Raw genomic sequence first — 24,459 nt, 5'->3', positions numbered from 1 at the left:
GTGCGGGTCGCGGGGAGCGTAGCGTGAATGAGCATGACACTGTCAACAGACGGAAATGTAATTCTCGTCTGGGGAAGTCGAGTTACCGCCGAAGGGTGTGGTGGTAGTGGGTGGGTCTCTCCGAAGTCCGGTGAATCCGATCACCGGCAAGTGCCCGCTCTGTACACTCCGTTACCCGTCAGGACTGTGCGTGAGGGGTGGGGCGGTGTCGGTGGTGCCAGCGGCCGGGGACAGGATCGACGGCCGGTATCTCCTGCGCGAGCCCATCGGCACGGGCGGGATGGGTGTCGTATGGCGGGCGTGGGACGAGCGGTTGCAGCGGTGGGTCGCGGTCAAGTGCGCGCGCCTGGACGACGATCGGGCCACCCGGCGGCTGATGGGCGAGGCCCGCAACGCCGGGCGGCTGCACCACCCGAACATCGTCGCCGTCTTCGACTACGTCGACGAGGGCACCGCCTGCTGGATCGTCATGGAGTACGTCCCCTCCCGCAGCCTCGCCCAACTCATGGCCGACCGTGGCCCGTTGGAGCCCGAGGAGGTCGGGTCGATCGGCTGCCAGATCGCGGACGCGCTGGTGAAGTCCCATGACGCGGGCGTGGTGCACGGCGATGTGACCCCGGAGAACATCCTCGTCACCGACGAGGGCGTGGCCAGGCTGACGGACTTCGGCATCTCGCGGGCGCTGGGCAGCGACGCCACGCAGGGCACGACCGGCACCGTGCGCGGCAAACCGCGTTATCTGGCACCGGAGTTGGCCAAGGGCGAGGCGGCAGGTGAGAAGGCGGACGTGTTCTCCCTCGGCGCCTCGCTGTTCGCGGCGGTCGAGGGGCAGTCGCCGTACGGCGAGGCCGAGCATCTGATGACGTACTTGGCGCGGGCTGTCGAAGGGCACATCGAGCCCACGCGCCGGGCCGGTCAACTGGCCGAGCCGCTCGCGGAGTTGCTGGCGGTGGAGCCCCGGGACCGGCCCGACGCGGCACGGGCCCGCAAGCTGCTGACGCGGGCCGCCCCGCCGCCCGCGCATGTCCAGGAGCGGCTGGACGACCGCCGTACCTTGTCCCTCGCGGCCTCGACGCTCCGGCTCGGCCGGCTCTCCCGCCGTACCCGGGACGTCCTCACCCTTCCGCTGCCGCGCCGGGTCCGCCGCCGCCCGCTGGCGATCACCGCGGTGGCGCTGACGGCGACGGGCGCGGTCGCGGCTGGACTCGTCCTCCTCGGCCCGTGGGGTGCAACGGGCGGGGACGGCAAGGGTGTTGGCGCCGCTGACGCGAAGGCCTCGGCCACCGCCGTGCGGGCGGGCACGCTCGGCGACGAACGGACGGCGGACCCCTGCGGTCTGCTCGACGCCGCCTCGCTCAGCCGCTTCGGGGCGACCGCCCTCGACCCCGACTACGGGGAGATCGACCGGTGCGACGTCCTGGTGCGCAACGCCGGCGGTGACGACACCGCGGACGTCCAGGTCAACCTCGACGCGGACCGGGACGACTTCGAGGGCGTCCGGTCGACCCGGCTGGTCGGCGGCCTCACGGTGGTGGCGCTCAAGCGGGACGGGGAGAGCTGCGAGCGTGCCGTGCTGCCCACGGACGGCACCCAGATCCGGGTCGTCGGGCAGCGGTTGAGCGCCTCGTCGCTGGACCCGTGTCAACTGGCCGACGCGGCCACCGATCACGTGGTCGGCGTACTGGCCGAGGGCCCGGTGCCCCGCCGTGCGGCGGCACCGGCGGCCGGGTCGCTGGCCCGGCTGGACGCCTGCACGCTCCTCGACGCCGCCGACCTCAAGCGGGTACCCGGGGTCCAAGTCACCAACCAGGACCGGGGGTTCGGTGCCTGGGACTGCGACTGGTCCAGCGACGACGGCAAGCGGGAGGTGGAGATCCAGTTCAGCCGGGACAACTCGCTGGACGCCGACGACGGACATCTCGTGAACGTCGCCGGCACCAGGAGCTACTACGTCGCCGACGAGGCCGAGGACGACAGCTGCACCGTACGGACCCCGCACCGCACCTACACGGACTCGGTCGGCGAGGACACCACCGAGCTGTTCCAGCTCACCGTGTACGCACCTGGGCCGGGCAGGCAACTGTGCGACACGGCGGCCGAGTTGGCGGGCGAGGTCGTACGGAACATCGCGAAGCGGCTGCCGGCGGGCTGAGGTCTCAGAGCTGTACGGGCATGGTCCAGCAGTTGGAGGTGGCCGGCCTGCCGGACAGGCGGTCGGTGAGCCAGGAGATCGCGTCGCCCTGGTCGGTGAGCAGGGGTGCGAAGTGGTTGAGGAGCGCGCTGCCGACACTCGGCAGGACGACGGCCTTGTACGTGACGTCGGCGCCCTTCGCGCACCAGCCGACGGCGAGTTGGCGGGCCTGGGCGTGCGGGACGAGGTTGTCGCTGACGCCGGTCGCGAGGCGGACGGGCCCCGACGGCTTCAGCGTGCCGATGCGCTGTTGGTCGACGAAGGCCTGGAACGCGGGAGTTGCCGCGATGATGCCGCTGAGGGACTGGCCGTCCGTGGTCCAACTGGTGCTCTTCGTATAGGCGTAGCCGAGCAGCGCGTCGCCCACGCACATGGTCGACAGGTCGGTGAGCGCGGCCTTTCCGGCGTCGTTGAGGTGTGCCTCGGCGAGGGGCTTCAGCTCCGGGTCGGACTGGAGGAACCCGTTGAGCGACCAGCCCAGCGCACCGGCGAGTTCGCTGCCGTCGATGGCCTTGGTGACCGAGGTCAGGTCGGCGGGCGGGGCTCCGGCGTAGGTTCCGGAGAGGGTGACGTCGGGGGCGTAGGAGGACTGGAGTTCGGCCGCTGCCGCGGTGGCTCCGCCGCCCTGGCTGTAGCCGTAGAGCCCGACCGGTGAGGCGGCGGTGACCGAGGTTCCGGCGAGCGAACGGGCGGCGCGTACGGCGTCCAGCACCGCGTGCGCCTCGTCGATCCGGTTGACGTAGGTGTGCAGCCGGTCCGTGGCGCCGAGTCCCACGTAGTCGGTGACGACGACGGCGACGCCCTCGGCGAGCAGGCGGTAGATGGAGAGATCCTCGTAACCGACCGAAACCGTCTGGCTGTTGAAGACGAGGGGGTGTTCCAGGCCCATGGACGCGGAGCACTGGTCGCCCTGTCCGACGGTGCCGGGGGCGACCGCGACGAGGGGGCGCGGGCCGCTGCCGGACCAGTCGGCGGACGGTTCGATGTAGGCGCCGGTGACGGCGACGGGCTGGCCGTTCGAGTCCGTGGACTTGTACATCAGCCGGGTCGCGGTGCCCGGGAGCGGGCCGTCGAGGCCGGGCAGGCTCAGGGCGAGGGGGAGGGGCTCGCTGCGGACGAGGGCGCCGTTCGCGGCGGGCAGGGTGGCGGGCGGGTTGTAGAACGCGGGGATCGTGACCCCTCTGGACACGACCTCGTCCGAGGCGGTGGCGGCGCTGGCCGTCGCGATGACGAGGGCCTGGGCCCCGAGGCAGGCGACGACGGTGAACGCGGCGCCGAGCAGGCGCCGTTGGCGTGCGGGCATGGCGAACCTCCTGTGGAGCGGCCGTCAGGAAGCGGCGGCGCGGTGGCGCACACACGCGTCCCACGTGTGTGCGCCGGTGCCGCCGGAAAGTGGTTCGCCTGGAACTTACCTGCGGGTAAGTTACTCGTGATACCTGTCGGTAGGTTACGTTTCGGTAATGTGACTGACTGTCAAGTCGCGGCGATCAGTTCGAGTCGGTCGGCGACGGCTTCCGGTTCGCTGACCATCAGGTCGTGGCCGGTGTCGATGTCCCACAACCGCCCGGCCGCACGCGCCGGTTCGAGGTCCGCGGGATCGCGGAAGGGCAGGGTGGACGTGCAGACGATCTGCGACTGCGGCAGCGCGCGCACCGCCGCCTCGTCGCGGAGCCGCAACGGCTGCTCGAAGCACTTCCACGGGTGGGGCGTGATCTTCGGCGCCAGCCAGGCGATGTCGTCCGGATCGGTCAACCCGTAGTGGGGCATGGGCCCTTCACCCGGGAAGTTCACCAGCTCCACCCCGTCGACGACCCTCCCCGTCGCCCGCGAGGCGGCCATCAACTCCGGTGCCACATCGGCGAGGGACTGCCCGTTCGCCGGGTTGGCCGCGTCCAGATAGACGAGATGACCGACCCGGTCGAGGGCGCGGTCGGCGGCACCGGTGATGACCATCCCGCCGTAGCTGTGCCCGACGAGAATGGCGTCGAACAGCCCCTCGTAGCGCAGGAGTTGGGTGACGTCGGTGATGTGAGTGTCGAGATCGACGCCGGGCCCGAGCAGATGCGCCCGCTCGCCGAGCCCGGTCAGTGTCGGGGCGTACACCTCATGACCGGCCGCGCGCAGGATCCGCGCGACGCGCTGATAGCACCATCCACCGTGACTGCCGCCGTGCACGAGAACGTACGTAGCCATGCGGGCCTCCCGCCCTACCCGACAACTGTCGGATAACCACCAGGTGTTGGAGAGAATACTGTTGCCGCATGCCAGCGCAACCCCCTGAACGCCACGGCCTCCCCGACCCCCGGGTCCTGCGCTCCCGCGCCGCCCTCGAAGCCGCCCTGCGCGAACTGGTCACCGAACGGGACCTGCGCCAGATATCCGTCGCCGACCTCACCAAACGCGCCGGCGTCAACCGCTCGACGTTCTACGAGCACTACGCCGACGTCCACGACCTGGCGGTGGCCGCGTGCACCGCGACGTACGACGAGTTGGTGGCCACGGAGCCGATCCCGCACAGCCAACTCGCCCCGGACGGCGGCCCGTTGCCCAACCCCCTGCCCGCTCTCTTCACCCATGTCGCCGCCCACGCCCCCCTCTACCGCGCCCTCCTCTGCGACGAGGGCAGCGCCCGCATGATCAACCACCTCCTCCACCGCATCACCCTCGCGGCCCGCACCAGCCGGGGCCTGCCCACGGAGCCCGACACCACGGACCCGGTCTCCGCGTTCCTCGCGGGCGCGATCCTGGGCACGGTCATGGACTGGCTGCGACGGGACTGCGCGGGGACGGCAGAGGAGGTCGGGGCGGCGGTCTGGCCTTGTGCGGTGGCTTGTGCGGAGGTGCTGCCGGGGGTGGCCGACCGTACGTGACCAACTCGTGGTCCTGATGGTGCGGTGGCGGAAGCCGGTCACATCGGGGCGGTGGAGGTGGCGAACTCGGCACGCACCTTCTCCCACGCCTCGTGTACGCGGAGTCCGCGCAGCGCGGCGGGCACGATCCGCCACTCGCCCGACCGGTGCTGGTACACGATGTGTTTCGCCGCGCTGCCGCCGCGGATGCTGCCGATGCTGTTGGTGCCGTATTCCATCAGGCGGCAGAACGAGTACGACGGATTCTTGTAGGCCGTCGGCCCCAGGGCGTACCGCTCCAGAGACAGGTCGGCCCAGATCTTCAGCGGGAACTGCTCCACCACCCGAAGCCGCTCCTCCTCGGCCCTGGCGGCGGCGTCGACGGCCGCCTCCCGGTCGAAGGCCGCCGCGCGATCCGCGAGACCGTCCCAGAACTCCCCCGTGTCAGCCATGCGCGCATTCTCGCGCATGCCCCGTCGGCCGGTTCCCGCATCTCCCGAACCCATGGACGGAGCCCGATGACCACGTTCGGGCCCTGTACATCAATCTGGTACATGACCTACTATTGGTACATGTCCATGAAGCGCACCAACGTCTATGCCGATCCAGAGGATCTGGCGATCATCAAGGAGGCCGCCGCGCGGCGCGGGGTGAGCGAGGCTGAGATCATCCGCCAGGGCATCCATCTTGCGGCCATGGCGAACCGGGTCTGGGACGAGCCGTTGTTCTCGCGCACCTTCGAAGGGCCGGGCCGTACGCTGCCCAAGGCGGAGGTCCGTGACACGGTCGCGGACGCGGTCCGCCGCGAGACGGACGCCGGAAGCGCCGCGTGATCATCGTCATCGCGGACACCTCCGGCCTGCTGGCGGCCCTCGACTCGACGCACCCGGAACACGGAGCGGCCAACGAGGCCATCATGGCCGCGGGCCTGCTGGTCATGTCCCCCCTTCTGCTCGCGGAACTCGACCATGTCGCCACGCGTGAACTCGGTCGCGAGGCAGCCCTCGGCGCGGTCGACGACATCCGTCGGTGGATGCGGCGCGGCCGGGTCGTCGTTCCGGAGATCACGGAGGACCATCTGGCCGCCGCGCACTCGGTCCGTCTCCGCTACCGCGCCTTGGACCTCGACCTCGCCGACGCGGTGAACGTGGCACTGGCCGCCGACTACGACACCGACGCGATCCTCACCCTCGACCGCCGCGACTTCCGTGCGGTCCGTCCGCTGGGCAGCCAGAAGGCGTTCCGCGTACTGCCGGACGACCTGCCGCTGTGACGCGGGGCTCCCGGCCGCGCCGTCCGGCGCGCGCTCATCCTCGCCGTCGACACCGCCCGTCGTGACGCCACCACGGAATACGTCCAGACCCAGATCGACGCGGGCAAGCTGCCCCACCTCGCGGACACGGGCTTCACCGAGCCGCTGTACAACGACGACCCCGAGGCGAGCGGGTGGTCGACCTACTCCGACAGCATCGGAACCCAGTGGTCCATGACCTCGCGCAGCCGTCGGCGATGGTCGGCGATCCAGTCGTCGGGCGGGACGATCGGGACCCGCACGGTGACCATGGACCCGGACTCGTCCTCCACGGCCACCTCCGGGCAGTCACGGTCGCCGGTGAGGTGGATCCAGATCGTCGGCCCGTTGTTCGTCCTCATCCACGCCACGTCCTCGCCGGCGTCGAGCCGGTCCAGCGCGGCGGCCCAGGACTCCAGCTTCGCCGCGTACAGGACCAGGTCGGTACGGCCGGACACGAAGGGCGTCCTGACGACGATCTCGGCGTCGAGCCCGGGTGTCCAACTGACGTCGTGTCTCAGCACGTTGACCGCGACGCTGTTCCCCTCGTCGTCGGCGAGGGAGATGAGTTCCCTCGGCGGGCTGTCGCCCATGGTCGCCCTTTCGTCGGCCGGTGGTCAGAGATGCCGCGTAACGCCACGTCTCAGGTCTCGGGAACCCATTCCACGGGAGGGGGCATGCGACTGTAGTGGGGTCCCCAGATGCCGTACTGGGCGAGGTGCAGGATCTCGCCGCCGACCGCGAGTTCCGCCGGTGGCGGGTTGGGGACGGAGATCCGCGGGTGGCGCCGGCCGTCGATGACGATCCTCTCCCGGTGGTCGTTCCGGATGTCCGCCCAGCTCTGGGCCCGCTCGCGGGTCCACGGGTCCCGCAGGGTCCGCGGGGCGGCCGGGTCGTGGCTGCGGCCGTTCAGGCTGCGGACGAGCCCTTCGCTGTAGACGCCCTTGACCCGGAAGTTCTCCAAGTCGTCAGCGTGCACGACCATGTTGACGTACCGGCGGCCGTTGCCCCTGTGCCGACCGACCGCGCGCCAGCGGCCCGGGCCGGGGTCCCAGATCGTGGGCGGGATCCACAGCAGGGCGCCCACCGGGAAGTGCTTCGTGCCGTACTGGATGTCGAGACCGTCCTCGCCGCGCGTGGTCTCCCGCTTCACGTTGGCCACCAGACACCAGCCCAGCAGCCCGTCCGGCGTCTCTTCCTCGATGGGTCCCGTGTCCGTCACACCGGGAATTCTCGGACACGGTACGGGACTTGAGCCAGCTGTTTTCAACGGCGCCTCCGCCGCTCACACCACCAGCCCGCACACCACCGAACCCACCCCCACCACAACCTCTGCCTCTCTCAGCGTCCCGTCCTCCCGCACCGGCAACACCGCGACCGTCCCGCTGTGTTGATTCGCCACCAGCAGTCGCCCGGGCGCCGAGGTCAGACCTCGGGGCCAGCTCCCCCCGCTGGGCACCTCGCCGAGGGGTTCGAGGGTCGTGCCCGCCAGCCGGAACGCCGCCACCGTGTCCGCGCCCCGGTTGGTGACCCAGACGTAGCGGCCACAGGGCGAAGTGACAATGCCGCCGGGCTGGTTGGGGATGTCCGCTACGGCCGTGGCCGGCACCCGGGACAGTTCGTGCAGGGTGCCGGTCTCGGCGTCGTAGCGGTGGCAGGTCACCGTGGAGGAGAGTTCGTCGGTGCTGAGGACCAGGTCGCCGCCATGGGTGAACGCGAGGTGGCGGGGGCCCGAGCCCGGGCGGAGTTGCGAGGCCGCCACCGGCTTCAACTGGCCGGTGACGAGATCCAGTTGATATGTGAACACCGTGTCCGCGCCCAGGTCCGTGGCCAGGACGTAGCGGCCCGCCGGGTCGACGAGGACCTGGTGGGCGTGGGTGCCCTCCTGGCGGCCGGCCACCGGGCCCGAACCCTTGTGCTCGACCACGTCCGTGAGGTCGGACAGTCGGCCGTCCGCGTCCAGGCGGTGTACGGCCACCGTGCCGGGCAGCGTGTCCGTGCCGTAGTTGGCGGTGAGGAGGAAGTCGCCGCCCGGGTGGCCCGTCAGGTGGCACGGGTTCGCGCCTCCGCTGGTCACGGGTGCCCCCAGTGGAGTCGGCGCCCCGCCCTCCCGCAGCGCGAACGCGCTCACCGCGCCCGGCGTCGACTCGTGTGTCGTGTAGACGACGGGGAAGGTCGGGTGCGCGGCCAGGAAGGACGCGCCGCTCGCCGCCACCGCGTCCACCACGCTCAGACCACCGTCCTGCGGGGTCAGCCGCAGCGCCGTCAGGCCGACGCCCTCACCACCCGTGTCCGGTGTGTACGAACCCGTCAGGACGTCAACGTGCCCTGCGATACCGGTATTTGTCATCGTGAGTTCAGTCCTCAGCGGAGTACGTCGTCGTGGTGGTCCAGCAGCGGGAGTTCGCCCCGGCGCGGCAGGCCCTCCCAGTCGCCCTCCGTGCCGACCGCGAACGCGCCGACCCGGGCGGCCGTGTCGAGCCGGACCGCCGCCGGTGCGCCGGCCAGCAGCTCGGCCAAGTAGCCCGCCACGAAAGCGTCCCCGGCGCCGACCGAGTCGTAGACCCGGGCGGGCAGCGCGAGTTGGCGGTGCGGGCGGCCGTCGAGGAGCGCGAAGGCTCCCTCCGCGCCCAGCTTGATCACGGCACCGGAGGGGCCCAACTCGCAGATGCCCTTGGCCAGTTCCTCGGGTTCGTGGCGGTCCGGCACCGCGAGCCGCGCCTCGTGCGGGCCCGCGAACACCAGGTCGCTGTCGTGGAGGAGGGGGAGGACCGCCTCCCGCGCCTCGTCCTCGTTCCACAGCAGGGAACGGAAGTTGATGTCGAGGGACACCGACACCCCTGCCTCGCGGGCGATGTCGACCGCCCGGCGGACCGCACGCGCCGGTCCCTCCCCCAACGCCGGTGTGATGCCGGTGATGTGGAGGACCGCCGCCCCCGCCACGACGTCCTCCGGGATGTCCTCGGGGGTCAGACGGACGCCCGCCGTCGCGGTGCGGTAGTAGCGCATCCGGTGGTGCGTGCTGGTGCGTCTCTCCTTGAGGAGCAGGGAAGTCGGGGCCGCGTCGCGTACGGCCACAGCGGTCACCCCTTCCGCCCGGAGTTCGCGCAGCACCAGCTCGCCCAGCTCGTCCTCGCTCACGCGGCCGATCCAAGTGGCCCTGCCGCCCAGGCGACTTACGCCGATCGCCACGTTGGACTCGGCGCCGGCGATGCCGAGGCGCAGGGTGGTGCCCAGGGTGAGCGGGCCGGGACCGGCGGCGGACAGGACGCCCAGGGTCTCGCCCACGGTGACGAGGTAGGGCTCGTCGTTCTCGACAACAGGCTTACGGGTGTTCATAGATGGTTCTTCTCCTCGGGCCCGGTGCCGGGCCTGACCGTCTCCAGCAGTGCGCGGGCCCGGGCCGTGAGGGCGTTCAGCGCCTCGGGGGTGGGGTCCCGGTCGGCGTCGCGCAGCAGCGGGGAGCCGACGCCGACGGCGAGTGCGCCCGCCGCCATGTACTGCCCGGCCGCTTCGAGGTCGACGCCGCCGACAGCCATGAGCGGTATGTGCGGTAGCGGGGCGCGGAGTTGGCGCAGATGGGTGGGGCCTCCGGTGCAGGCGGGGAAGAGTTTCACGGCCGCCGCGCCCGCTCGCCAGGCGGTGGTGACCTCGGTCGCCGTCCACGCTCCCGGGTAGAAGGGGACGTCCTGGTCGGCCGCGTCGTGGATGACGTCCGGTTCGACGTTCGGGGAGACCAGGAACTCGGCGCCCGCCGCGAGCGCGTCGCGGGTGTCGGCCGTGGTGAGGACCGTACCGGCGCCGACCGAGACCCCGGCGCCGAGTTCGTCCTTGATCCGGGCGATCGCGTCGAGCGCACCGGCGGTGGTGAGGGTGACCTCCAGGCAGGTGATCCCGCCGGCCGCGAGGGCACGGGCCGCGGCGGGCAGCGCGGAGGCGTCGGCCGACCTGAGGATGGCCATCACCCGGGTACTGACCAACTGAGGTGTGAGCAGGGGCCGTTCCGGAAACTGATGGTCCGTCATTTGACCGCTCCCGCCGACATGCCGGCGACCATCTGGCGCTGGAAGAAGATGAAGATGACCAGGAGGGGCAGCACACCCAGCAGCGCGGCCGGGAACAGGGTGGTCGGCTGGACGGTGTGCGGGTCGATGAAGGAGTACGCGTTCACCATGACCGTGCGCTTGCCCGGGTCCTGGAGGAAGACGAGGGGGACCAGCAGGTCGTTCCAGATCTGGAGCGCGATGAACGTCAACAAGGTGCTGGTGACCGGGCGGAGGAGAGGCAGGATGACGACGAAGAAGGTGCGCAGCGCGCCGCAGCCGTCGAGGGCCGCCGCCTCCTCCAGGTCGGCCGGGATCTGCCGGATGAAGCTGGTGTAGAAGAACACGGCGAGCGGCAGGTTGATCGCGGTGTAGATGAGGACGACGCCCGCGTAGGTGTCCAGCAGGTTCAGGTCGCGCATCAGCAGGTACAGCGGGGCGACCACGACGAACACGGGGATCGACGTGCCGAGGATGAACAGCCGGTACACCGCCGTCGACCAGCCCGCCGTGATGCGGGCCAGCGGGTAGCCCGCGAGCGCGCCGAGCACGGTGATGAGAACGCACGAAAGCCCGGTGATCAGAAGGGTGTTGAGGGTGCTGGTGCCGTAGTGGATCTGGCTGAAGGCGTTCGTGAAGTTCTTCAGGGTGAAGGAGTGCGGGATGCCCAGCGGGGAGCGCGCCACGTCCGCCGCCGTGCGCAGCGAGGTGACGATCGTGAAGACGAACGGCAGGACGAAGAGGACCGTGCCGAGGGTGAGTGCGGTGGTGCCGAGGCCGGTGGCGAGTCTGCGCGGGGTCCACGGGGCGGCGGCGCGGGGCCGGGGCGCGTCGGGCTTCCCGGCGGGGCGGCCGACTTCCGCCGCGGGGACCGCGGTTGAGGGGGGTGAGGTCATGGAGTGATCCGTCCGATTCCAACGATTCCAGCGGTGCCGACCGTTCCAGCGGTGTCGACGGTGAACTGTCGGGGGTGCGTGCGCACTTGAGGGCGTCCGTACGTCGTCACACGCGCCGTTCGCGCAGTCTGAGCAGGGAGTTGGTCGCGCTGGACAGGACGACCACGGTCACCAGGAGCAGTACGGCGATGGCGACGCCGTAGGCGAACTTCCCGCCGCCGAAGATGTTCCGGTACACGAGCAGGGTCAGGGTGTCGGTGGCGCCGGCCGGGCCGCCGTTGGTCAGGACGAGCGGGAACTCGAAGACCTTGAGCGAACCGATCAGGCTGAGCGTCACGTTGACGGTGAGCGCGGGCGCCAGCAGCGGCCACTCGATGCTGCGGAAGCGGCGCCAGCCGGACGCGCCGTCCAGGGCGGCGGCTTCGAGGAGTTCGGTCGGCATGCTCATATAGCTGGCGAGGAAGATCGCGCACGAGTAGCCGGTGAACATCCAGATGTTGACGGTCGCGACCGAGTACAGCGCGGTGGACGGGTCGCCGAGCCAGACGTGCTTGAGGCCGCCGAGACCGACCCCGTCGAGTAGGGCGTTGAGGCCGCCGTTCGGCGCGAAGAGGTACGACCAGATGAACGCGGCCATCAGCGGTGAGATCAGCGTCGGGGTCAACAGGACGACGCTCAGGGCCTTTCGGACCCGCTCGCGGCGGAACAGCATCGACGCGAAGAGCAGCCCGAGGCCGTTCTGCACGACGACGACCACGACGGCGTAGAGGACCGTGTGCCACAGGGCCGCGGATATCTGCGGGTCGTCCGCCATCGCCTTGTACTGGTCCGTGCCGACGAAGTGGGAGATCGGGCCGCCGACGCTGTCGGTCAGGCTCAAGTAGACGCCCTTGAACAGCGGATACAGGATGAAGAGCGCGTACACGGCGATCGCGGGCAGCAGGAAGGCGGCCATGGTGGCACGCCGTCGGTGGAACACGGGGGATCAACCTCCTTGGCCGTCAGGCCCCTTGGGGGAGTGGGTGGGACGGGAGCGGCTTGGGCGGGGGCGAGTGATGGGGATGGGTGGGCCGGCCGGCTCGATCACCCGGCCGGTGTTCGACTGGCCGGACGGCCCAACTACCCCACCGATACGGCTATTTGGCGGATGCCGCCGTCTGGATGTCCTTCAGCGTCTTCGCCTCGTCGGACTGGCCCAGCAGGAATGACTGGATCTTGGAGCCGGTGTCGGTCTCCGACTGGGAGCCGTACCAGGTGTTGGACGGCAGCACCCGGTAACGGCCCTCCGTGAAGGCGGTGTTGAAGATGGTCGTCTCCGTCGAGTCGGGCGTGGTGCCACCCGTGAACGGGGACTCGGCGTGCTCGGCGTCCAGGTACTTCGCCAGATTCGCGCTCTGCGACCAGAACTTGACGTACTCCTTCGCCGCATCCGCGTGCTGCGACTGGGAGTTGACGCCCCAGGCCGTGCCGGAGAACAGCATCGCGTTCGGCTTGGTACCGGCCGCGCCGCCCGGCCAGGGGGCGAACGACACCGGGAAACCGGCCTTCTTGATGTTGGAGACCTGCCAGGCACCCTGGTACCAGAAGGCGCTCTTGCCCGCGCTGAAGTCCTGCGGCCCCTGCGACCACTCGTCGACGCCGAGTTCGTTCTTCCAGTTCACGAAGCCCTTGTCACCAAGGGTCTTGAGCTGGTCGAGCGGCTCCTTCCAGTCCGAGGCGAAGGAGGTCTTCCCGGCCAGGAAGTCCGCGTCCCACTGCTTGTTCTTCTGGTAGACGGTCGTGGAACCGCTCGCCTGGAAGATCGAGCTGCCGGTCCAACCCGCCTTGTCCGGCAGGGAGATGGGCGTGACCCCGGCCTTCTTCAGCTTGGCGAGGTCGGCGAGGAACGTCGGCCAGTCGGCGGGGACCTCGGTGATCCCGGCCTTCTTCAGCAGGTCCATGTTGGCGTAGAGGCCGATGCCGATCAGCTCCATCGGCATGGCCAGCGTCTTGCCGTCGCTCTGCGTGAACGGCTTCGCGGCCGAGGATATGGAGCTGACCCACGACTCGTTCGACAGGTCCGCGAGGTAGCCGGAGGCGCCCCACTTCTTCATCTTGTCGGCGTCGATCATGATGACGTCCCCGGCCTTGCCGCCCAGCAGTTCCGGCTGGAGCTTCTGCGTGTAGGTCGGGTCCGCGGTGGTGTACTTGAAGTCGATCTTGATCTTCGGATGCGCCGCCTCGAACGCCTTGTTGATCTCGGCGATGTTCGCCGGCTCCGCGCCGCCGCCCTTCCACGCCTCCACGTGGAGCGTGACCGTCCCGTCCGCCGAGGTCGAGTCGGAGCCGCCGCCACAGGCGGCGAGCGACGTCGCCAGGGCGGCGACCGTGGTGGCGACCGCGAGCAGTCTCCCGGAGCGCTTCATTGCACACCTCACCCATCATCGGCACATGCCGATTTCATCGTGCTTGCAGGGGTTTACTACAGAGAGTCAGGAATCCTCGACGAGTACCGAGTCCCATCGGCTGTGCGAGGACCGTCTGATATGCCGGTCCTGAATGGATATATCACTGAAATCCATCTAGGGAAACCGGTTGACCAACGACTTCGGCGAACGCTAGGTTGCGGCGCCAGAAGGTGTCAAGAGGTCAAACGCAACACCGCATGCCGAACGCCACACCCCAGGCGAATCCGGCGGTCAAGGATGATTCGGTCGGCAGTCAGGGAGGATTCGCGTGGCTGAACAGCCCGTACGGGCAAGGCTGGTGGACGTCGCACAGGAGGCGGGAGTCTCCAAGGCGACGGTGTCCAAGGTGCTCAACGGACGGCAGGACCTGTCCGTCCGGCCCGAGACCCGACAGCGCATCCACGAGGTCGCCGCCGCCCTGGGCTACCGCCCGCACTCCGGTGCCCGCGCCCTGGCCGGGGCCAGCACCCACGCCCTGGCCCTCCTGGTACCGGCCCTCAACAACCCGACGTACGTGACGATTTCGCGCGGCGCCTACCAGCGCGCCCGTGAACTGGGCTATCTCTCCCTGCTCGCCGAGGACTTCGACGGCCAGGAGGCCGACGACACCTTCAACGACCTGGTCAAGGAGGGCCGCGTCGACGGCCTCCTGATCGCCTCCGCCCGCCCCCACCACCCCCTACTGGAGACCCTGAGCCGCAACCCGGTTCCGCACGTCTTCCTCAACCGCGCCGTCAAGGGCTCGGGCCGCAACGTCACGATGGACGTGGCGCGTTCGAGCGTCACCGCCCTCGACCATCTCCACGGACTCGGTCACCGGGTGATCGGCCACATCGCCGGCCCCTCCGGGATCACCCCCAGTGAGGACCGCAGGGACGCGTTCCTCCGGCACTCCGCCGCACTGGGACTGCTCGCGGCACCGGTCGCCTCCGGCGACTTCACCGAGGAGGGCGGCGCGGCGGCCGCCTGTGAACTCCTCACCCCCGTCGAGGACCGGCCCCCGGTCACCGCGCTGTACACCAGCTCGCTGGCCCAGGCCATCGGGGCGATGCGGGCCATCCACGAACGCGGCCTGCGCATACCCGAGGACATCTCCCTGGTCGGCAACGACGACCTCCCCGTCGCCGGCTACCTCACCCCACCCCTCACCACGGTCGCGATGCCCCTGCACGAGCTGGGGACGGCGGCGGTGGACGCGCTGGTCGCGGAGATCCGGGGGGAGTCGCCGGGGGACGTGGTGGTGCCGACCGAGCCGCGGTTGGTGCTGCGGGGGTCCACGGCGGGGCCGAGTACTACGGGCTGACCAGTAGGGGTTCCCGTTCCCTTACGGGTTCCCGTCCCCTCGGACGACCGAGCCGCCGGTCGGACGGAGGGGCGCAGGACGAGTACCGCAGATCGCAGACCGTACCGAGGACCGCAGGACGAGTACCGAGGACCGCAGGACAGTACCGATTGACGGATGACCGGACGGGCCGGTCACGCCGAGAGGAACACCATGAGCCGCACCACCCCCGAGCATCACCCCGAGCACCACCCCGACCGTCACGCCTCTCGTTTCACCGGCCGCACGGCCCTCCTCACCGCCGCCGCGTCCGGCATCGGCGCCGCCACCGCGCGACGCCTCGCCGAGGAAGGCGCGTCCGTACTGGTCACCGACGTGGACGCGGCCGGGGCCGGGCGAGTGGCCGAGGAGATCCGCGCCAAGGGCGGGGAGGCACGCCACCTCGGGCTGGACGTCACGTCCCCTACGGCATGGCCGACGGCGATCGGCGCGGTCGAGGAGTGGACGGGCCGCCTCGACCTGCTGCACCTCAACGCCGGCCGCAACCTCCCCGGCGCGATCCACGAACTCGACGACGACTCCTGGCACGACCACCTCCGCCTCGCCCTCGACTCCGTCTTCTACGGCGTCCGGGCCGCCGTCCCGCTGCTCTCGGCGGCCCGTGGCGCGGTGGTCGTCACGGGCTCCGTGCACGCGGTCCTCGGCTTCAGCGGCTTCCCCGCGTACGCGGCGGCCAAGGGCGGAGTCAGCGCGCTGGTACGGCAGTTGGCGGTCGAGTACGCGGGCCGGATCAGGTTCAACGCGGTCGTGCCGGGTGCGGTGGACACCGGACTGTGGACCGACGCGCCGGACGAGTACCGGGCCCAGACGGCCGCCCGCACCCCGGTGGGCCGGATCGGCGAACCCGAGGACATCGCCGCCGCCGTCGCCTTCCTCGGCTCCGACGACGCGTCGTTCATCACCGGCCAGAACCTGGTCGTGGACGGCGGGCGCAGCATCAGCTCGCAGGAGTAGGACCTCTCCGTTCCCCGTAAAAACCGCTCCCCGTACCCGTAGTCGTCATACCCGTAGGACCCGGAGGTCCGCAGCATGAAAATCACCGGATACGAGCTGTTCCTCGTCGAACCGCGCTGGCTCTTCCTGCGCGTCGACACCGACGAGGGCATATCCGGCTGGGGCGAGCCCATCGTGGAGGGCAAGGCCCACACCACGGCCAAGGCGGTCGAGGAGATGTTCGACTACCTGACCGGCCAGGACCCCGCCCGTATCGAGGAACACTGGCAGATGCTCGCCAAGGGCGGCTTCTACCGCGGCGGCCCGGTCCTCAGCAGCGCACTCGCCGGCATCGACCAGGCCCTGTGGGACATCGCGGGCAAGACCCACGGCGTCCCCGTGCACCAACTCCTCGGCGGCCACGTCCGCGACCGCGTCCGCATCTACGGCTGGCTCTACGGCGAGACCCCCGAGGAACTCGCCGAGTCGGCGGCGGGCCAGGTCGCCAAGGGCCTGACGGCCGTGAAGATGAACCCCTGCGCGCAGCTCGAACCGCTCGCCACCCCCGCGGCGATCGACGCGATCGTGGCCCGGGTGGCCGCCGTACGCGAAGCCATCGGCCCGGACCGTGACGTGGCACTCGACTTCCACGGCCGCTTCAGCGGAGCCATGTCCCGTCGCGTACTGCCGTACCTGGAACCGCTGTTGCCGATGTTCGTGGAGGAACCGGTCCTCCCGGAGTTCACCCGCGACCTCGGCGACGTCGTCCGCGCCACGTCCATCCCCATCGCGACCGGTGAACGCCTCTTCTCCCGCTGGGACTTCAGGGAGGTGCTCGGCGCGGGCATCGCGGTGGCCCAGCCCGACATCAGCCACGCGGGCGGCATCTCGGAGACCCGCCGTATCGCGGCGATGGCCGAGGCCTACGACGTACTGGTCGCCCCGCACTGCCCACTGGGCCCCATCGCCCTCGCCGCGAGCCTCCAACTCGACTTCGCCGTACCGAACTTCCTCATCCAGGAACAGTCCCTGGGCATCGGCTACGGCGACAGCAGCGGCCTGCTCGGCTACCTCGCGGACGCGTCCCCGTTCGAGGTCCAGGACGGCTACATCCACCGCCTGACGGCCCCCGGTCTCGGCATCACGGTCGACGAGGACAAGGTCCGCGCCGCCGCCGAACGCGGCCACCGCTGGCGCAACCCGGTCTGGCGCAACGCGGACGGCTCACTGGCGTCCTGGTAGCCCAAGCCCGAAGGCCCAAGGCTCAAGGCCCAAGTTCCGTAACCGGCAGGGCTGTTGGCTCCGTGCTGCCCCGACGCCGTCCAATCCGGCGTCGGGACAGCACCACACGCTCCAGGCGCACCGGCGGCAACCGGTCATCGCGCCTGGTGAAGAGGGGAATCTCGCCGCACGCAGCGGCAAGGGACACATCCACCCATCCAAGGAGCGCGCAATGAAGCGTCGCAGATTCGGTTCTCCCGACAGACCAGTTTCCGCCACCCGCCGAAAGCCGGGAATCCTCGCCCTGCTCGCCGCGCTGGCGGGCGCCCTGCTCGTCCCCGTCACGGCCACCAACGCGGCGGCGGCGGGCACGAGTTACTACGTCGACTGCTCGGCCTCCAGCAACGGCACCGGCACCAGCGCCAGCCCCTGGAACGCGGTCGGCAGCGTCAACAGCACGACCTTCGCGGCCGGGGACAGCATCCTCTTCAAGGCGGGCACGACCTGCACGGGCCAGCTCGCCCCCGGCGGTTCGGGCGCCTCCGGCAGCAACATCTCGATGGCGTCGTACGGTTCGGGCGCGAAGCCGATCATCGACGCGGCGGGCGCGACCGGCGCGGTCATCCACCTCCTCAACCAGCAGTACTGGGACATCGGCGGCCTGGAGCTGATCGACAACGCCTCGTCGCCCGCGTACCGTTCGGGCGTCCTGGCCGAGAACAGCTCCGGCGGAGTCCTGAACCACATCCGCGTCCACGACATGTACATCCACAACATCGCGGGCTACGGCGGCGGTTGGTACGCGACGAACGCGGGCGTGGGCGTCCAGACCGACCACACCACCCCCGTCTCCACGTGGAACGACGTGGTCGTGGAGAACAACACCTTCGACCACGTGGACCGCATAGCGGTGGCGGTGACCCCGGACGCGGACGGCCAGGGCACCGGCCTCACCACAGGCACGGTCATCCGCAACAACACGATGACGTACGACGGCGCGGACGACATCCTCGTCGTCAAGAACGACGGCGCCCTGATCGACGGCAACAAGGCGGGCTACGGCGGCGCCAAGTCGACCTGCCCGCCCTCCGGTCAGTACTGCAACGGCGCCTCGGCGGGCATCTGGATGTCCGGCAGCTCCAACACCGTCGTCCAGAACAACGAGGTCTACTGCCACGTCAACGGCGCCGACGGCACCGGCTTCGACGTGGACTGGGGCAACCACAACACCACGTTCCAGTACAACTACAGCCACCAGAACCTCGGCGGCTTCCTCCTGGTGATGCCCCCCTTCACCATCGCCAACGAGCCCACGTCGACCGTCCCCAGCGACGGCACGGTGGTCCGCTACAACATCAGCGAGAACGACGGCAGCAACTCCGGCTGCCCCACGTCAGGCACCCAAACACACGGCGGCGGAGTCCTGCACTTCGTGGGCGGAGTCCCCAACCAGAGCGGCAGTTCCTCCGCCGTCCCCCTCTTCTACAACAACACGTTCTCGGTGCGTGACGGCCTGAGCACCCCGATCCTCTACTCCCGCTCGGGCACCTCGATCAGCGGAGCCCTCTCCTTCCAGAACAACGCCGTCTTCAACTACGGCTCCGGCAACTACTTCACCACCACCGGCACTTCGACCTACTCCAACAACCTCTTCTACGGCAATCACCCGTCCCGCGAGCCCGCGGACGCGGCCAAGGTGACGTCGGACCCGGAGTTCCGCAACGCGGGCAACGCGAACACGTCCTCGTCGTACACGGGCAAGAACGCGTACCAGGTCCACCCGTCGTCCCCGGTGATCAGGGCAGGCGCGGTCATCGCGTCCAACGGCGGCTTCGACGCCTACGGCAACGCGGTGTCGGCCACCGCGGCTCCCAACATCGGCGCGTACAACGGCACCGGCGGCAACCTCCTCTCCAACGCGGGCTTCGAGACGGGCAGTCTGTCCCCGTGGACGCAGGCGAGCGGTACGGCGTCCTCGGTGACGGCGGCCAACTCCCGTACGGGAGCTGACGCGTTGACGACGGCGGCGAGCGGCAGCGGCGCGAACCAGTCCCTCACGGGCCTGACCCCGTCGACGACGTACTTGCTGACGGGCTGGGGCAAGGTGGCGACGGCGGGCGAGACGCTGGCGATAGGCGTCAAGAACTTCGGCGGCACGGAGACGTACACGAACGTCGCGTCGACGTCGTACTCGCAGGCGGCGATCCTCTTCACCACGGGTGCGTCGACGACGACGGCCACGGTGTACTGCTGGAAGAACGCCGGTGGAACGGGGGCGGGTTACTGCGACGACCTCGCGGTGGAACCGCTGACGTCCTCCACCAACACGGTCACGAACCCGAGCTTCGAGACGGGCGCGCTGACCCCGTGGACCCAGAGCACGGGCACGGCGTCGAGCGTGGCGGCGTCCAACGCCCGTACGGGAACGTACTCGTTGCAGACCGGGGTGAGCGCGAGCGGCGCGATCCAGACGGTCACCGGCCTTACGTCCGGCGGCAGTTACCTGCTGGCGGCCTGGGCGAAGGTGGGCACCGCCGGTGAGGAAGTGGCCGTAGGAGTGAAGAGCTTCGGCGGCACGGAGACGTACCTGCGGGCGTCGACGACGACGTACGCCCAGGAACCGATCTTCTTCACGACGGGCGTCTCCAACACGGCGGCGTCGGTGTACTGCTACAAGAACTCCGGTTCGGCGGCGGGGTATTGCGATGACTACTCGGTGGTGAAGCTGCCGTAGTAGGGCTGAGCGACGCGCATCCCCCGGGTCACGGACCCGGGGGATGTCACTCCCCCCTCGACACGCGGCCGAATGACGCCTTGTCCGAGCGGTCCGGGGCTGGTCATTGTCGGTGGCATGTTCACACGGTGACTACCTCGTCCGGAGACCGCTATGTTGCGGGTGCACTTCACTGCCGGGGACATCGCGCGGCTGCGTGTCGCGGCCACCCCCGATCCTCTGTGGGAGATCTCCAACAGTTTCCAGATGCTGATCGACAGGGACAGCCTGCTGGTGTTCGGTCAGTGGCGCAGGCGGGTCCGGCCGCGGCTGATCCGGGACGGTGCCGCGCTGCTCGCCGCGCTGCTGCCGTCCCGCGGCTACACCCCCGACTTCCTCACCCCGGACCTGGGCGGTTACCCGGATCTGGAGAGCGCCGTCGACACCGTGCTCCGTACCCCGAAGGCCACCCTGCGGGGCGACTTGACCAGGCTCGTCGCCTCGCCCGTGAGACCGAGTCCGCCGCCGTCGACGACCGGTCTGCGGGCCCTGGCGGGCGGGGAGCCCGAAGCGCTGCACGACCTGGGCACCGCCCTGCACGGCTACTACCGGCGGGCGCTCGACGAGTTCTGGCCGCACATCTGCGCACAGGTCGCAGCCGACGGCGCGCTGCGTGCCAGGGCGGTGCTCACGGGCGGTGCCGAGGGACTGCTGGCGAGTTTCGAGCCGGTCATGCGATGGCGGCCGCCCGTGCTGGAGGTCGACTACCCGGTCGACCGCGAACTGCGCCTGGAAGACCGGGGGTTGTTGTTGCAACCGTCCTTCTACTGCGTCCGCAGACCGGTCATGCTCGCCGCGCCCTCGCCCGGCCGGACGCCGGTCCTCGTCCACCCGATCCAGCACGTCCTGGGCTGGGCCCAGGGACCCGACGCCGCCTCCGCCGGTGCGAGCCTGGGCAACCTGATGGGCCGTACCCGCGCCGCCATCCTGGAGGACGTCGTGACCGGCCGCACCACCGGTGAACTCGCGGAACGGTTCGGCATCTCCGGTTCGGCCGTGAGCCAGCACACCGCCGTCCTGCGCCGGGTCGGACTGCTGCTGAGCATGCGCCGCGGCAAGTACATGCTGCATACGACCACTCCTGCGGGGCTCGCTCTCCTGAACGGCGCGTTCCGCGCACCGGCCCACGACCACTGGACGGACTCCGTTTAAGGCAGGGCTTCAACGTGTGGCGCCGGTGGTGTCGGCTGTCCCAACCTGGAGCGGCGAAGGGCTGGGACGGTCGCGGGGGAGCCAGCACCCGCCCCGCGGCCCTCAGACCCTGACCAGGTCCGTGACCAACGACCGCACATGAATCGGGGAAACTCATGCTGATCCGCAAGATCACAGGCGCAGTCGCAGCCTGTACCGCCGTCGCCGCGCTCGCCCTGACCGGTGCCGGCGCCGCGTCCGCCGCGCCGGCCTCCGTGGCGGGCGGCCGGGCCGTCGCCCCCACCGGCACTCCTCCCACGACCAGTGGGCTCACCTCCACCGCCTCCACCGCCTCCGCTCTCGCGTCCGGCTGCTGGTACAGCGGCTCCCACTGGTGGTGCAACAACGTCTCCGGCGCCCCCGTCTACGCGAGCGGCACCACGACCGTCGTCGGGTACATGTACTCCAACCCGTCCTGGTTCGTCTGCCGTTCCGACAACGGCGGCTACGTCGGCGGCCCGCACCCCTACCGGTGGGAGTGGACCCAGGCCGACAACGGGGCCTGGGGCTGGATGAAGGACACCGCCATCTACAGCGAGACGGACCCGCTGCCCGTCTGCTGACCGGGCACGACCGACCGTCGGCGCCCCGCCCGGCGAACGCCCCGCTCCGCGCGGGGCGTTCGTCCGTGTTCCCCGTGTTCCCCGGGCCGCTCTCAGTCCGTCGACCCCGGCTTGACCACCGTGTCCACGAAGTCGCCGATCGCTCCGAGGGTGGCGCCCAACTGCTCGATCTGCGGGAAGTGGGCCGCGTCCGCGATCGGTACGAAGCGGCTGTTGGGGAAGGAATCCGCGTAACCGCGGCCGTACTTGAGGGGGGCTATGCCGTCCTCCTCGCCCCAGACGACCAGGACCGGGACGGTCACCCGGTGCAGGCGGGCGCGGAGCTTCGGGTCGTAGGTGAAGTGTTCGCCGCCGTACACGGCCAGGGTCTTCTGGTTGGCGCCGGCGGCCGCGCGCTGCTCGTCGGTGAAGGAGGCGAAGTCGGGTCGGAACTCAGGCTTGGCGAAGGAGAGTTGGCTGATGTCGGCCGGGGCCATGGCGCGGGGGTCGACGACGCGGTTCTCGACCATGTGGGCGTGGATGCCGACCGCGTTGAGGAGGGTCAGGGCGCCGATGCGGCCCTGGTTGTCGCGCAGGGCCATCTCCGCGGCGATCCAGCCGCCGACGGAGTTGCCGATCACCATGACGCCCTTGAGGTCCAGCGTGTCGAGCAGGTCCAGGTAGGCGATGGCCAGGTCGGCGACGGTGTCGAAGCGTTCCGGGCGGGGGGTGCCGTCGAAGCCGGGGTGGGTCGGGGTGACGACGTAGACGTGTTCGGAGAGGGCGTTCGAGATGCCGGCGACCGTGCGGGGGCCGGCGCCGCCGTGCAGTACCAGGACGCCGGTGCCCTCGGTGTTCTCGCCGAACTCCTGGACGGTGACGGTGAGTCCGCTGGGGAGGGCGATGGTGCGGGTGGGGGCGGGGGAGGTGGCGGAGGTGGGCATGGTGGGGTCCTTTTCGCTTGGCTCGCTCGGGCTGTGCTGTGCCCGCTCGGGCTTGCTGCTTGCTGAGAGCTGGCTCTCATGAAGATAGGGGGTGGACTCTCTTTATGCAAGTCCACTCTCACGACGAGAGTTGAGTGTGCCCGGGTAGCCTGCCGCGCTGCTGTGGTTACAAGGTGGTCAGCAAGTCGTTGAGGGGCGCGGGGACGCGGTCGGGGGTGAGGGCCTCGACCAGGACTCGGCCGTAGTGGATCTTGCGGCCCGACGTCGTGCCGAAGAAGCGTCTCAACTGCTGCTGGACGGTGCGGCCTTGCTGGGCGGGCTGGTTCAGGAAGGTGCGCAGGGGGCGCAAGTCGCCCTCCGCGTCGATGAGTTCGGTGACGCGGGCCGGGCCCAGTGCGCGGATCAGTTCGTCCTCCAGGTCCGCCGCGCAGACGAAGACGGCCTGGTGCGGTGCGCCCACGCTGTCGAAAGCCCGGGCGTAGTAGGGGCGTTCACGTTCGTCGCAGAGGCCGGTCAGGCGCAGGCCCAGACCCGGGTCGGATGGTGATGGGCCCAGGAGGCGGGCGTAGCGGCCCACGTTCATCGCGCCGCCCATCGACAGGACGCAGACTCCCTCGGCGGACAGGTCCCGGCCACGGGCGGTCGCGAGTGCGTCCACGGCCGCGACGTCACTGGGGCCTTCGAGCAGTACGGCGACCCGGACGCCGAGTTCCGCGGCCAGCTCGCGCACCGGTTCACCGGGGTCACCGGCCGCCGCCGCCCACTCCGCGACCGCCTCCCGGAACCGGTCCATTTCGCCCGTGCTCACCATGTCGACCATGAGACGAGTCTCCGCCCCGGCCCCGCCGAGCCGGTAAGGATTTTCCGGGAGGGCCGGTCACACCGCGTCCGGCAGTGACTCCGTGAGGTGTTCCCAGGCCGTGTGCACGTCCTCGCCGACGATTCCGAACTGGGTGATCACGGCCACGCAGCGGCCGTTCTCGTCGTCGAGTTCCAGTGCCGAGGTCGGGCCGTGCGCCGCCGTCGAGCGGACCAGGTGGCAGGCGCGGACGGCGGCCAGGTCCAGCTCCAGCGAGCTGTCCGCCACCGCCGCGAACACCCTTCCCCCCACGGTCCGGTCCGTGACGTGGACCCGGCCCGCGCACGCCTGCATGGCCATGGCCGACGGGGCGAACACCGCGACACCGATGGGGAGTCCGACCGAGCAGACGTGGTCCAGCACCGAGGCCACGACGTCGACCTCGATCGGGCGGTACGCGCCGCCGCGGTAGCGGTGGAACGCCGACCGTCGCGCGACCCCGCCCCCGTCCATCAACACCGCGTCCAGCTGGGCGAGTTGGTCGCCGCACTCCCAGGCGGCGGCCGGGGCCTCGGGAGCCATGGACGGCGGCCCGCCGACCGACGCTCCCGCCCGCACCGTGGGCGCCAGCCCGGCCAGCAGACGGTCGCCCTCCGACAGCAACTGCCCCTGGTGCACGGTCCGTCCGGCCGGGTCGAGGAGTCGTAGGGCTACGGCGTCCTCGTCGCGCGCTATCACCGCCGCGGCGATTCCGGCCGGGTCGACGCGGAGGGTGATCGATCCGGGCCGGATCGCGAACGCCTCGCCGCGCAGGCTCGGTTCCGCGTAGCCGCCGGCCTGGTCGATGCGGGCGACCGGGCCGCCGGTGACCGCGTGGACGTACTGGAAGAGCGTCAGGCACCGGGCCAGTTCCGGCATGCGCGCGTCGATCAGCCGTGCGCTGCCGCCGCGCCGACCGCAGCAACCCTCGTACCCACAGCCCTGGTTGTCGGTCATC

Annotated in this window: 24 protein-coding genes; 10 read left to right on the top strand and 14 right to left on the bottom strand. The window is 70.3% G+C overall.

All coding sequences use genetic code 11. From position 1 onward, the window contains the following. Positions 1-205 precede the first annotated feature (205 nt). Complete coding sequence (locus ACWIHT_RS32740) at positions 206-2,152, top strand: serine/threonine-protein kinase (protein WP_456171909.1); 1,947 nt, start codon at positions 206-208, stop codon at positions 2,150-2,152. 4 nt (positions 2,153-2,156) lie between these two features. Here ACWIHT_RS32740 and ACWIHT_RS32735 read toward each other — a convergent pair whose 3' ends face one another. Both ACWIHT_RS32735 and ACWIHT_RS32730 read right to left on the bottom strand, forming a co-directional pair. Further along, positions 2,157-3,494: a lipase family protein gene (locus ACWIHT_RS32735; protein WP_456171907.1), complete on the bottom strand. Its 1,338-nt coding sequence runs from the start codon at positions 3,492-3,494 to the stop codon at positions 2,157-2,159. Positions 3,495-3,664: 170 nt separating this feature from the next. Beyond that, positions 3,665-4,384 (bottom strand): alpha/beta fold hydrolase, encoded by a 720-nt coding sequence (locus ACWIHT_RS32730; protein ID WP_456171906.1) that lies wholly within the window; start codon positions 4,382-4,384, stop codon positions 3,665-3,667. Positions 4,385-4,452: 68 nt separating this feature from the next. Here ACWIHT_RS32730 and ACWIHT_RS32725 point away from each other — a divergent pair, with 68 nt between their 5' ends. Beyond that, positions 4,453-5,061: a TetR/AcrR family transcriptional regulator gene (locus tag ACWIHT_RS32725; protein WP_456171905.1), complete on the top strand. Its 609-nt coding sequence runs from the start codon at positions 4,453-4,455 to the stop codon at positions 5,059-5,061. Between the two features lie 38 nt (positions 5,062-5,099). Here the strand turns inward: ACWIHT_RS32725 and ACWIHT_RS32720 are convergent, their stop codons facing one another. After that, positions 5,100-5,492: a hypothetical protein gene (locus tag ACWIHT_RS32720; RefSeq protein WP_456171904.1), complete on the bottom strand. Its 393-nt coding sequence runs from the start codon at positions 5,490-5,492 to the stop codon at positions 5,100-5,102. Positions 5,493-5,612: 120 nt separating this feature from the next. Here ACWIHT_RS32720 and ACWIHT_RS32715 point away from each other — a divergent pair, with 120 nt between their 5' ends. Next, a complete protein-coding gene (locus ACWIHT_RS32715) occupies positions 5,613-5,873 on the top strand; it encodes a ribbon-helix-helix domain-containing protein (RefSeq protein WP_456171903.1) in 261 nt (86 codons plus the stop codon). Further along, positions 5,870-6,313, top strand: a complete 444-nt coding sequence (locus ACWIHT_RS32710; RefSeq protein WP_456171902.1) for a PIN domain-containing protein — start codon at positions 5,870-5,872, stop codon at positions 6,311-6,313. The genes ACWIHT_RS32715 and ACWIHT_RS32710 overlap by 4 nt, the downstream gene beginning before the upstream one ends. Positions 6,314-6,495: 182 nt before the next feature. On the opposite strand, the gene ACWIHT_RS32705 is transcribed toward ACWIHT_RS32710, so the two are convergent. The 8 genes from ACWIHT_RS32705 to ACWIHT_RS32670 all read right to left on the bottom strand — a co-directional run bounded on the left by ACWIHT_RS32705 (position 6,496) and on the right by ACWIHT_RS32670 (position 13,675). Further along, positions 6,496-6,924, bottom strand: a complete 429-nt coding sequence (locus ACWIHT_RS32705; protein ID WP_456171901.1) for a DUF5959 family protein — start codon at positions 6,922-6,924, stop codon at positions 6,496-6,498. Between the two features lie 50 nt (positions 6,925-6,974). Beyond that, positions 6,975-7,553, bottom strand: coding sequence for a hypothetical protein (locus tag ACWIHT_RS32700; protein WP_456171900.1), 579 nt, complete (start codon positions 7,551-7,553; stop codon positions 6,975-6,977). A 63-nt stretch (positions 7,554-7,616) separates the two neighbouring features. Further along, positions 7,617-8,681, bottom strand: coding sequence for a lactonase family protein (locus ACWIHT_RS32695; RefSeq protein WP_456171899.1), 1,065 nt, complete (start codon positions 8,679-8,681; stop codon positions 7,617-7,619). Positions 8,682-8,695: 14 nt separating this feature from the next. After that, positions 8,696-9,670, bottom strand: coding sequence for a sugar kinase (locus ACWIHT_RS32690; RefSeq protein ID WP_456171898.1), 975 nt, complete (start codon positions 9,668-9,670; stop codon positions 8,696-8,698). After that, positions 9,667-10,356, bottom strand: coding sequence for a bifunctional 4-hydroxy-2-oxoglutarate aldolase/2-dehydro-3-deoxy-phosphogluconate aldolase (locus ACWIHT_RS32685; protein WP_456171897.1), 690 nt, complete (start codon positions 10,354-10,356; stop codon positions 9,667-9,669). Before ACWIHT_RS32685 ends, ACWIHT_RS32690 begins: the two co-directional genes overlap by 4 nt. Further along, positions 10,353-11,270 carry a carbohydrate ABC transporter permease gene (locus ACWIHT_RS32680; RefSeq protein WP_456171896.1) on the bottom strand — a complete coding sequence of 306 codons (918 nt, stop codon included), beginning with the start codon at positions 11,268-11,270 and terminating at the stop codon, positions 10,353-10,355. The genes ACWIHT_RS32685 and ACWIHT_RS32680 overlap by 4 nt, the downstream gene beginning before the upstream one ends. A 106-nt stretch (positions 11,271-11,376) precedes the next feature. Continuing rightward, positions 11,377-12,249 carry a carbohydrate ABC transporter permease gene (locus ACWIHT_RS32675; protein ID WP_456171895.1) on the bottom strand — a complete coding sequence of 291 codons (873 nt, stop codon included), beginning with the start codon at positions 12,247-12,249 and terminating at the stop codon, positions 11,377-11,379. A gap of 157 nt (positions 12,250-12,406) precedes the next feature. Further along, positions 12,407-13,675 (bottom strand): ABC transporter substrate-binding protein, encoded by a 1,269-nt coding sequence (locus ACWIHT_RS32670; protein WP_456171894.1) that lies wholly within the window; start codon positions 13,673-13,675, stop codon positions 12,407-12,409. 310 nt (positions 13,676-13,985) lie between these two features. On the opposite strand from ACWIHT_RS32670, the gene ACWIHT_RS32665 reads away from it, so the two are divergent. The 6 genes from ACWIHT_RS32665 (at position 13,986) to ACWIHT_RS32640 (ending at position 21,740) form a co-directional block, all read left to right on the top strand. Continuing rightward, positions 13,986-15,020, top strand: coding sequence for a LacI family DNA-binding transcriptional regulator (locus tag ACWIHT_RS32665; protein ID WP_456171893.1), 1,035 nt, complete (start codon positions 13,986-13,988; stop codon positions 15,018-15,020). 192 nt (positions 15,021-15,212) lie between these two features. Then, positions 15,213-16,013 (top strand): SDR family NAD(P)-dependent oxidoreductase, encoded by an 801-nt coding sequence (locus ACWIHT_RS32660; RefSeq protein WP_456171892.1) that lies wholly within the window; start codon positions 15,213-15,215, stop codon positions 16,011-16,013. A 75-nt stretch (positions 16,014-16,088) separates the two neighbouring features. Further along, a complete protein-coding gene (gene dgoD / locus ACWIHT_RS32655) occupies positions 16,089-17,234 on the top strand; it encodes a galactonate dehydratase (RefSeq protein ID WP_200715731.1) in 1,146 nt (381 codons plus the stop codon). Positions 17,235-17,445: 211 nt separating this feature from the next. Further along, the gene (locus tag ACWIHT_RS32650) at positions 17,446-19,947 is read left to right on the top strand and encodes a right-handed parallel beta-helix repeat-containing protein (protein ID WP_456171891.1); all 2,502 of its coding nucleotides are present in this window, start codon (positions 17,446-17,448) and stop codon (positions 19,945-19,947) included. A 153-nt stretch (positions 19,948-20,100) separates the two neighbouring features. After that, entirely contained in the window at positions 20,101-21,138 is a 1,038-nt protein-coding gene (locus ACWIHT_RS32645) for an ArsR/SmtB family transcription factor (protein WP_456171890.1), read from the top strand. Positions 21,139-21,293: 155 nt separating this feature from the next. Then, positions 21,294-21,740, top strand: a complete 447-nt coding sequence (locus ACWIHT_RS32640; RefSeq protein ID WP_456171889.1) for a hypothetical protein — start codon at positions 21,294-21,296, stop codon at positions 21,738-21,740. Between the two features lie 92 nt (positions 21,741-21,832). Here ACWIHT_RS32640 and ACWIHT_RS32635 read toward each other — a convergent pair whose 3' ends face one another. The 3 genes from ACWIHT_RS32635 to ACWIHT_RS32625 all read right to left on the bottom strand — a co-directional run bounded on the left by ACWIHT_RS32635 (position 21,833) and on the right by ACWIHT_RS32625 (position 24,458). Next, positions 21,833-22,663 (bottom strand): alpha/beta fold hydrolase, encoded by an 831-nt coding sequence (locus ACWIHT_RS32635; RefSeq protein WP_456171888.1) that lies wholly within the window; start codon positions 22,661-22,663, stop codon positions 21,833-21,835. Between the two features lie 166 nt (positions 22,664-22,829). Continuing rightward, on the bottom strand, positions 22,830-23,483 hold the full coding sequence (locus ACWIHT_RS32630) for a TOPRIM nucleotidyl transferase/hydrolase domain-containing protein (RefSeq protein ID WP_456171887.1): 654 nt from the start codon (positions 23,481-23,483) through the stop codon (positions 22,830-22,832). 57 nt (positions 23,484-23,540) lie between these two features. Further along, complete coding sequence (locus ACWIHT_RS32625) at positions 23,541-24,458, bottom strand: hypothetical protein (RefSeq protein WP_456171886.1); 918 nt, start codon at positions 24,456-24,458, stop codon at positions 23,541-23,543. Position 24,459 lies beyond the last annotated feature (1 nt).

This window comes from Streptomyces sp. NPDC002276, from assembly GCF_053891435.1.
This window is presented reverse-complemented; position numbering and strand designations above follow the sequence as displayed.

Excerpts from the sequence above, each read along its gene's own strand:
- ACWIHT_RS32635 (WP_456171888.1), bottom strand. The coding sequence starts at position 22,663 with ATGCCCACCTCCGCCACCTCCCCCGCCCCCACCCGCACCATCGCCCTC.
- ACWIHT_RS32660 (WP_456171892.1), top strand. The coding sequence starts at position 15,213 with ATGAGCCGCACCACCCCCGAGCATCACCCCGAGCACCACCCCGACCGT.
- ACWIHT_RS32680 (WP_456171896.1), bottom strand. The coding sequence starts at position 11,270 with ATGACCTCACCCCCCTCAACCGCGGTCCCCGCGGCGGAAGTCGGCCGC.
- ACWIHT_RS32715 (WP_456171903.1), top strand. The coding sequence starts at position 5,613 with ATGTCCATGAAGCGCACCAACGTCTATGCCGATCCAGAGGATCTGGCG.
- ACWIHT_RS32730 (WP_456171906.1), bottom strand. The coding sequence starts at position 4,384 with ATGGCTACGTACGTTCTCGTGCACGGCGGCAGTCACGGTGGATGGTGC.
- ACWIHT_RS32695 (WP_456171899.1), bottom strand. The coding sequence starts at position 8,681 with ATGACAAATACCGGTATCGCAGGGCACGTTGACGTCCTGACGGGTTCG.
- ACWIHT_RS32650 (WP_456171891.1), top strand. The coding sequence starts at position 17,446 with ATGAAGCGTCGCAGATTCGGTTCTCCCGACAGACCAGTTTCCGCCACC.
- ACWIHT_RS32625 (WP_456171886.1), bottom strand. The coding sequence starts at position 24,458 with ATGACCGACAACCAGGGCTGTGGGTACGAGGGTTGCTGCGGTCGGCGC.
- ACWIHT_RS32720 (WP_456171904.1), bottom strand. The coding sequence starts at position 5,492 with ATGGCTGACACGGGGGAGTTCTGGGACGGTCTCGCGGATCGCGCGGCG.
- ACWIHT_RS32735 (WP_456171907.1), bottom strand. The coding sequence starts at position 3,494 with ATGCCCGCACGCCAACGGCGCCTGCTCGGCGCCGCGTTCACCGTCGTC.
- ACWIHT_RS32640 (WP_456171889.1), top strand. The coding sequence starts at position 21,294 with ATGCTGATCCGCAAGATCACAGGCGCAGTCGCAGCCTGTACCGCCGTC.
- ACWIHT_RS32645 (WP_456171890.1), top strand. The coding sequence starts at position 20,101 with ATGTTGCGGGTGCACTTCACTGCCGGGGACATCGCGCGGCTGCGTGTC.
- ACWIHT_RS32725 (WP_456171905.1), top strand. The coding sequence starts at position 4,453 with ATGCCAGCGCAACCCCCTGAACGCCACGGCCTCCCCGACCCCCGGGTC.
- ACWIHT_RS32670 (WP_456171894.1), bottom strand. The coding sequence starts at position 13,675 with ATGAAGCGCTCCGGGAGACTGCTCGCGGTCGCCACCACGGTCGCCGCC.
- ACWIHT_RS32685 (WP_456171897.1), bottom strand. The coding sequence starts at position 10,356 with ATGACGGACCATCAGTTTCCGGAACGGCCCCTGCTCACACCTCAGTTG.
- ACWIHT_RS32705 (WP_456171901.1), bottom strand. The coding sequence starts at position 6,924 with ATGGGCGACAGCCCGCCGAGGGAACTCATCTCCCTCGCCGACGACGAG.
- ACWIHT_RS32630 (WP_456171887.1), bottom strand. The coding sequence starts at position 23,483 with ATGGTCGACATGGTGAGCACGGGCGAAATGGACCGGTTCCGGGAGGCG.
- ACWIHT_RS32690 (WP_456171898.1), bottom strand. The coding sequence starts at position 9,670 with ATGAACACCCGTAAGCCTGTTGTCGAGAACGACGAGCCCTACCTCGTC.
- dgoD (WP_200715731.1), top strand. The coding sequence starts at position 16,089 with ATGAAAATCACCGGATACGAGCTGTTCCTCGTCGAACCGCGCTGGCTC.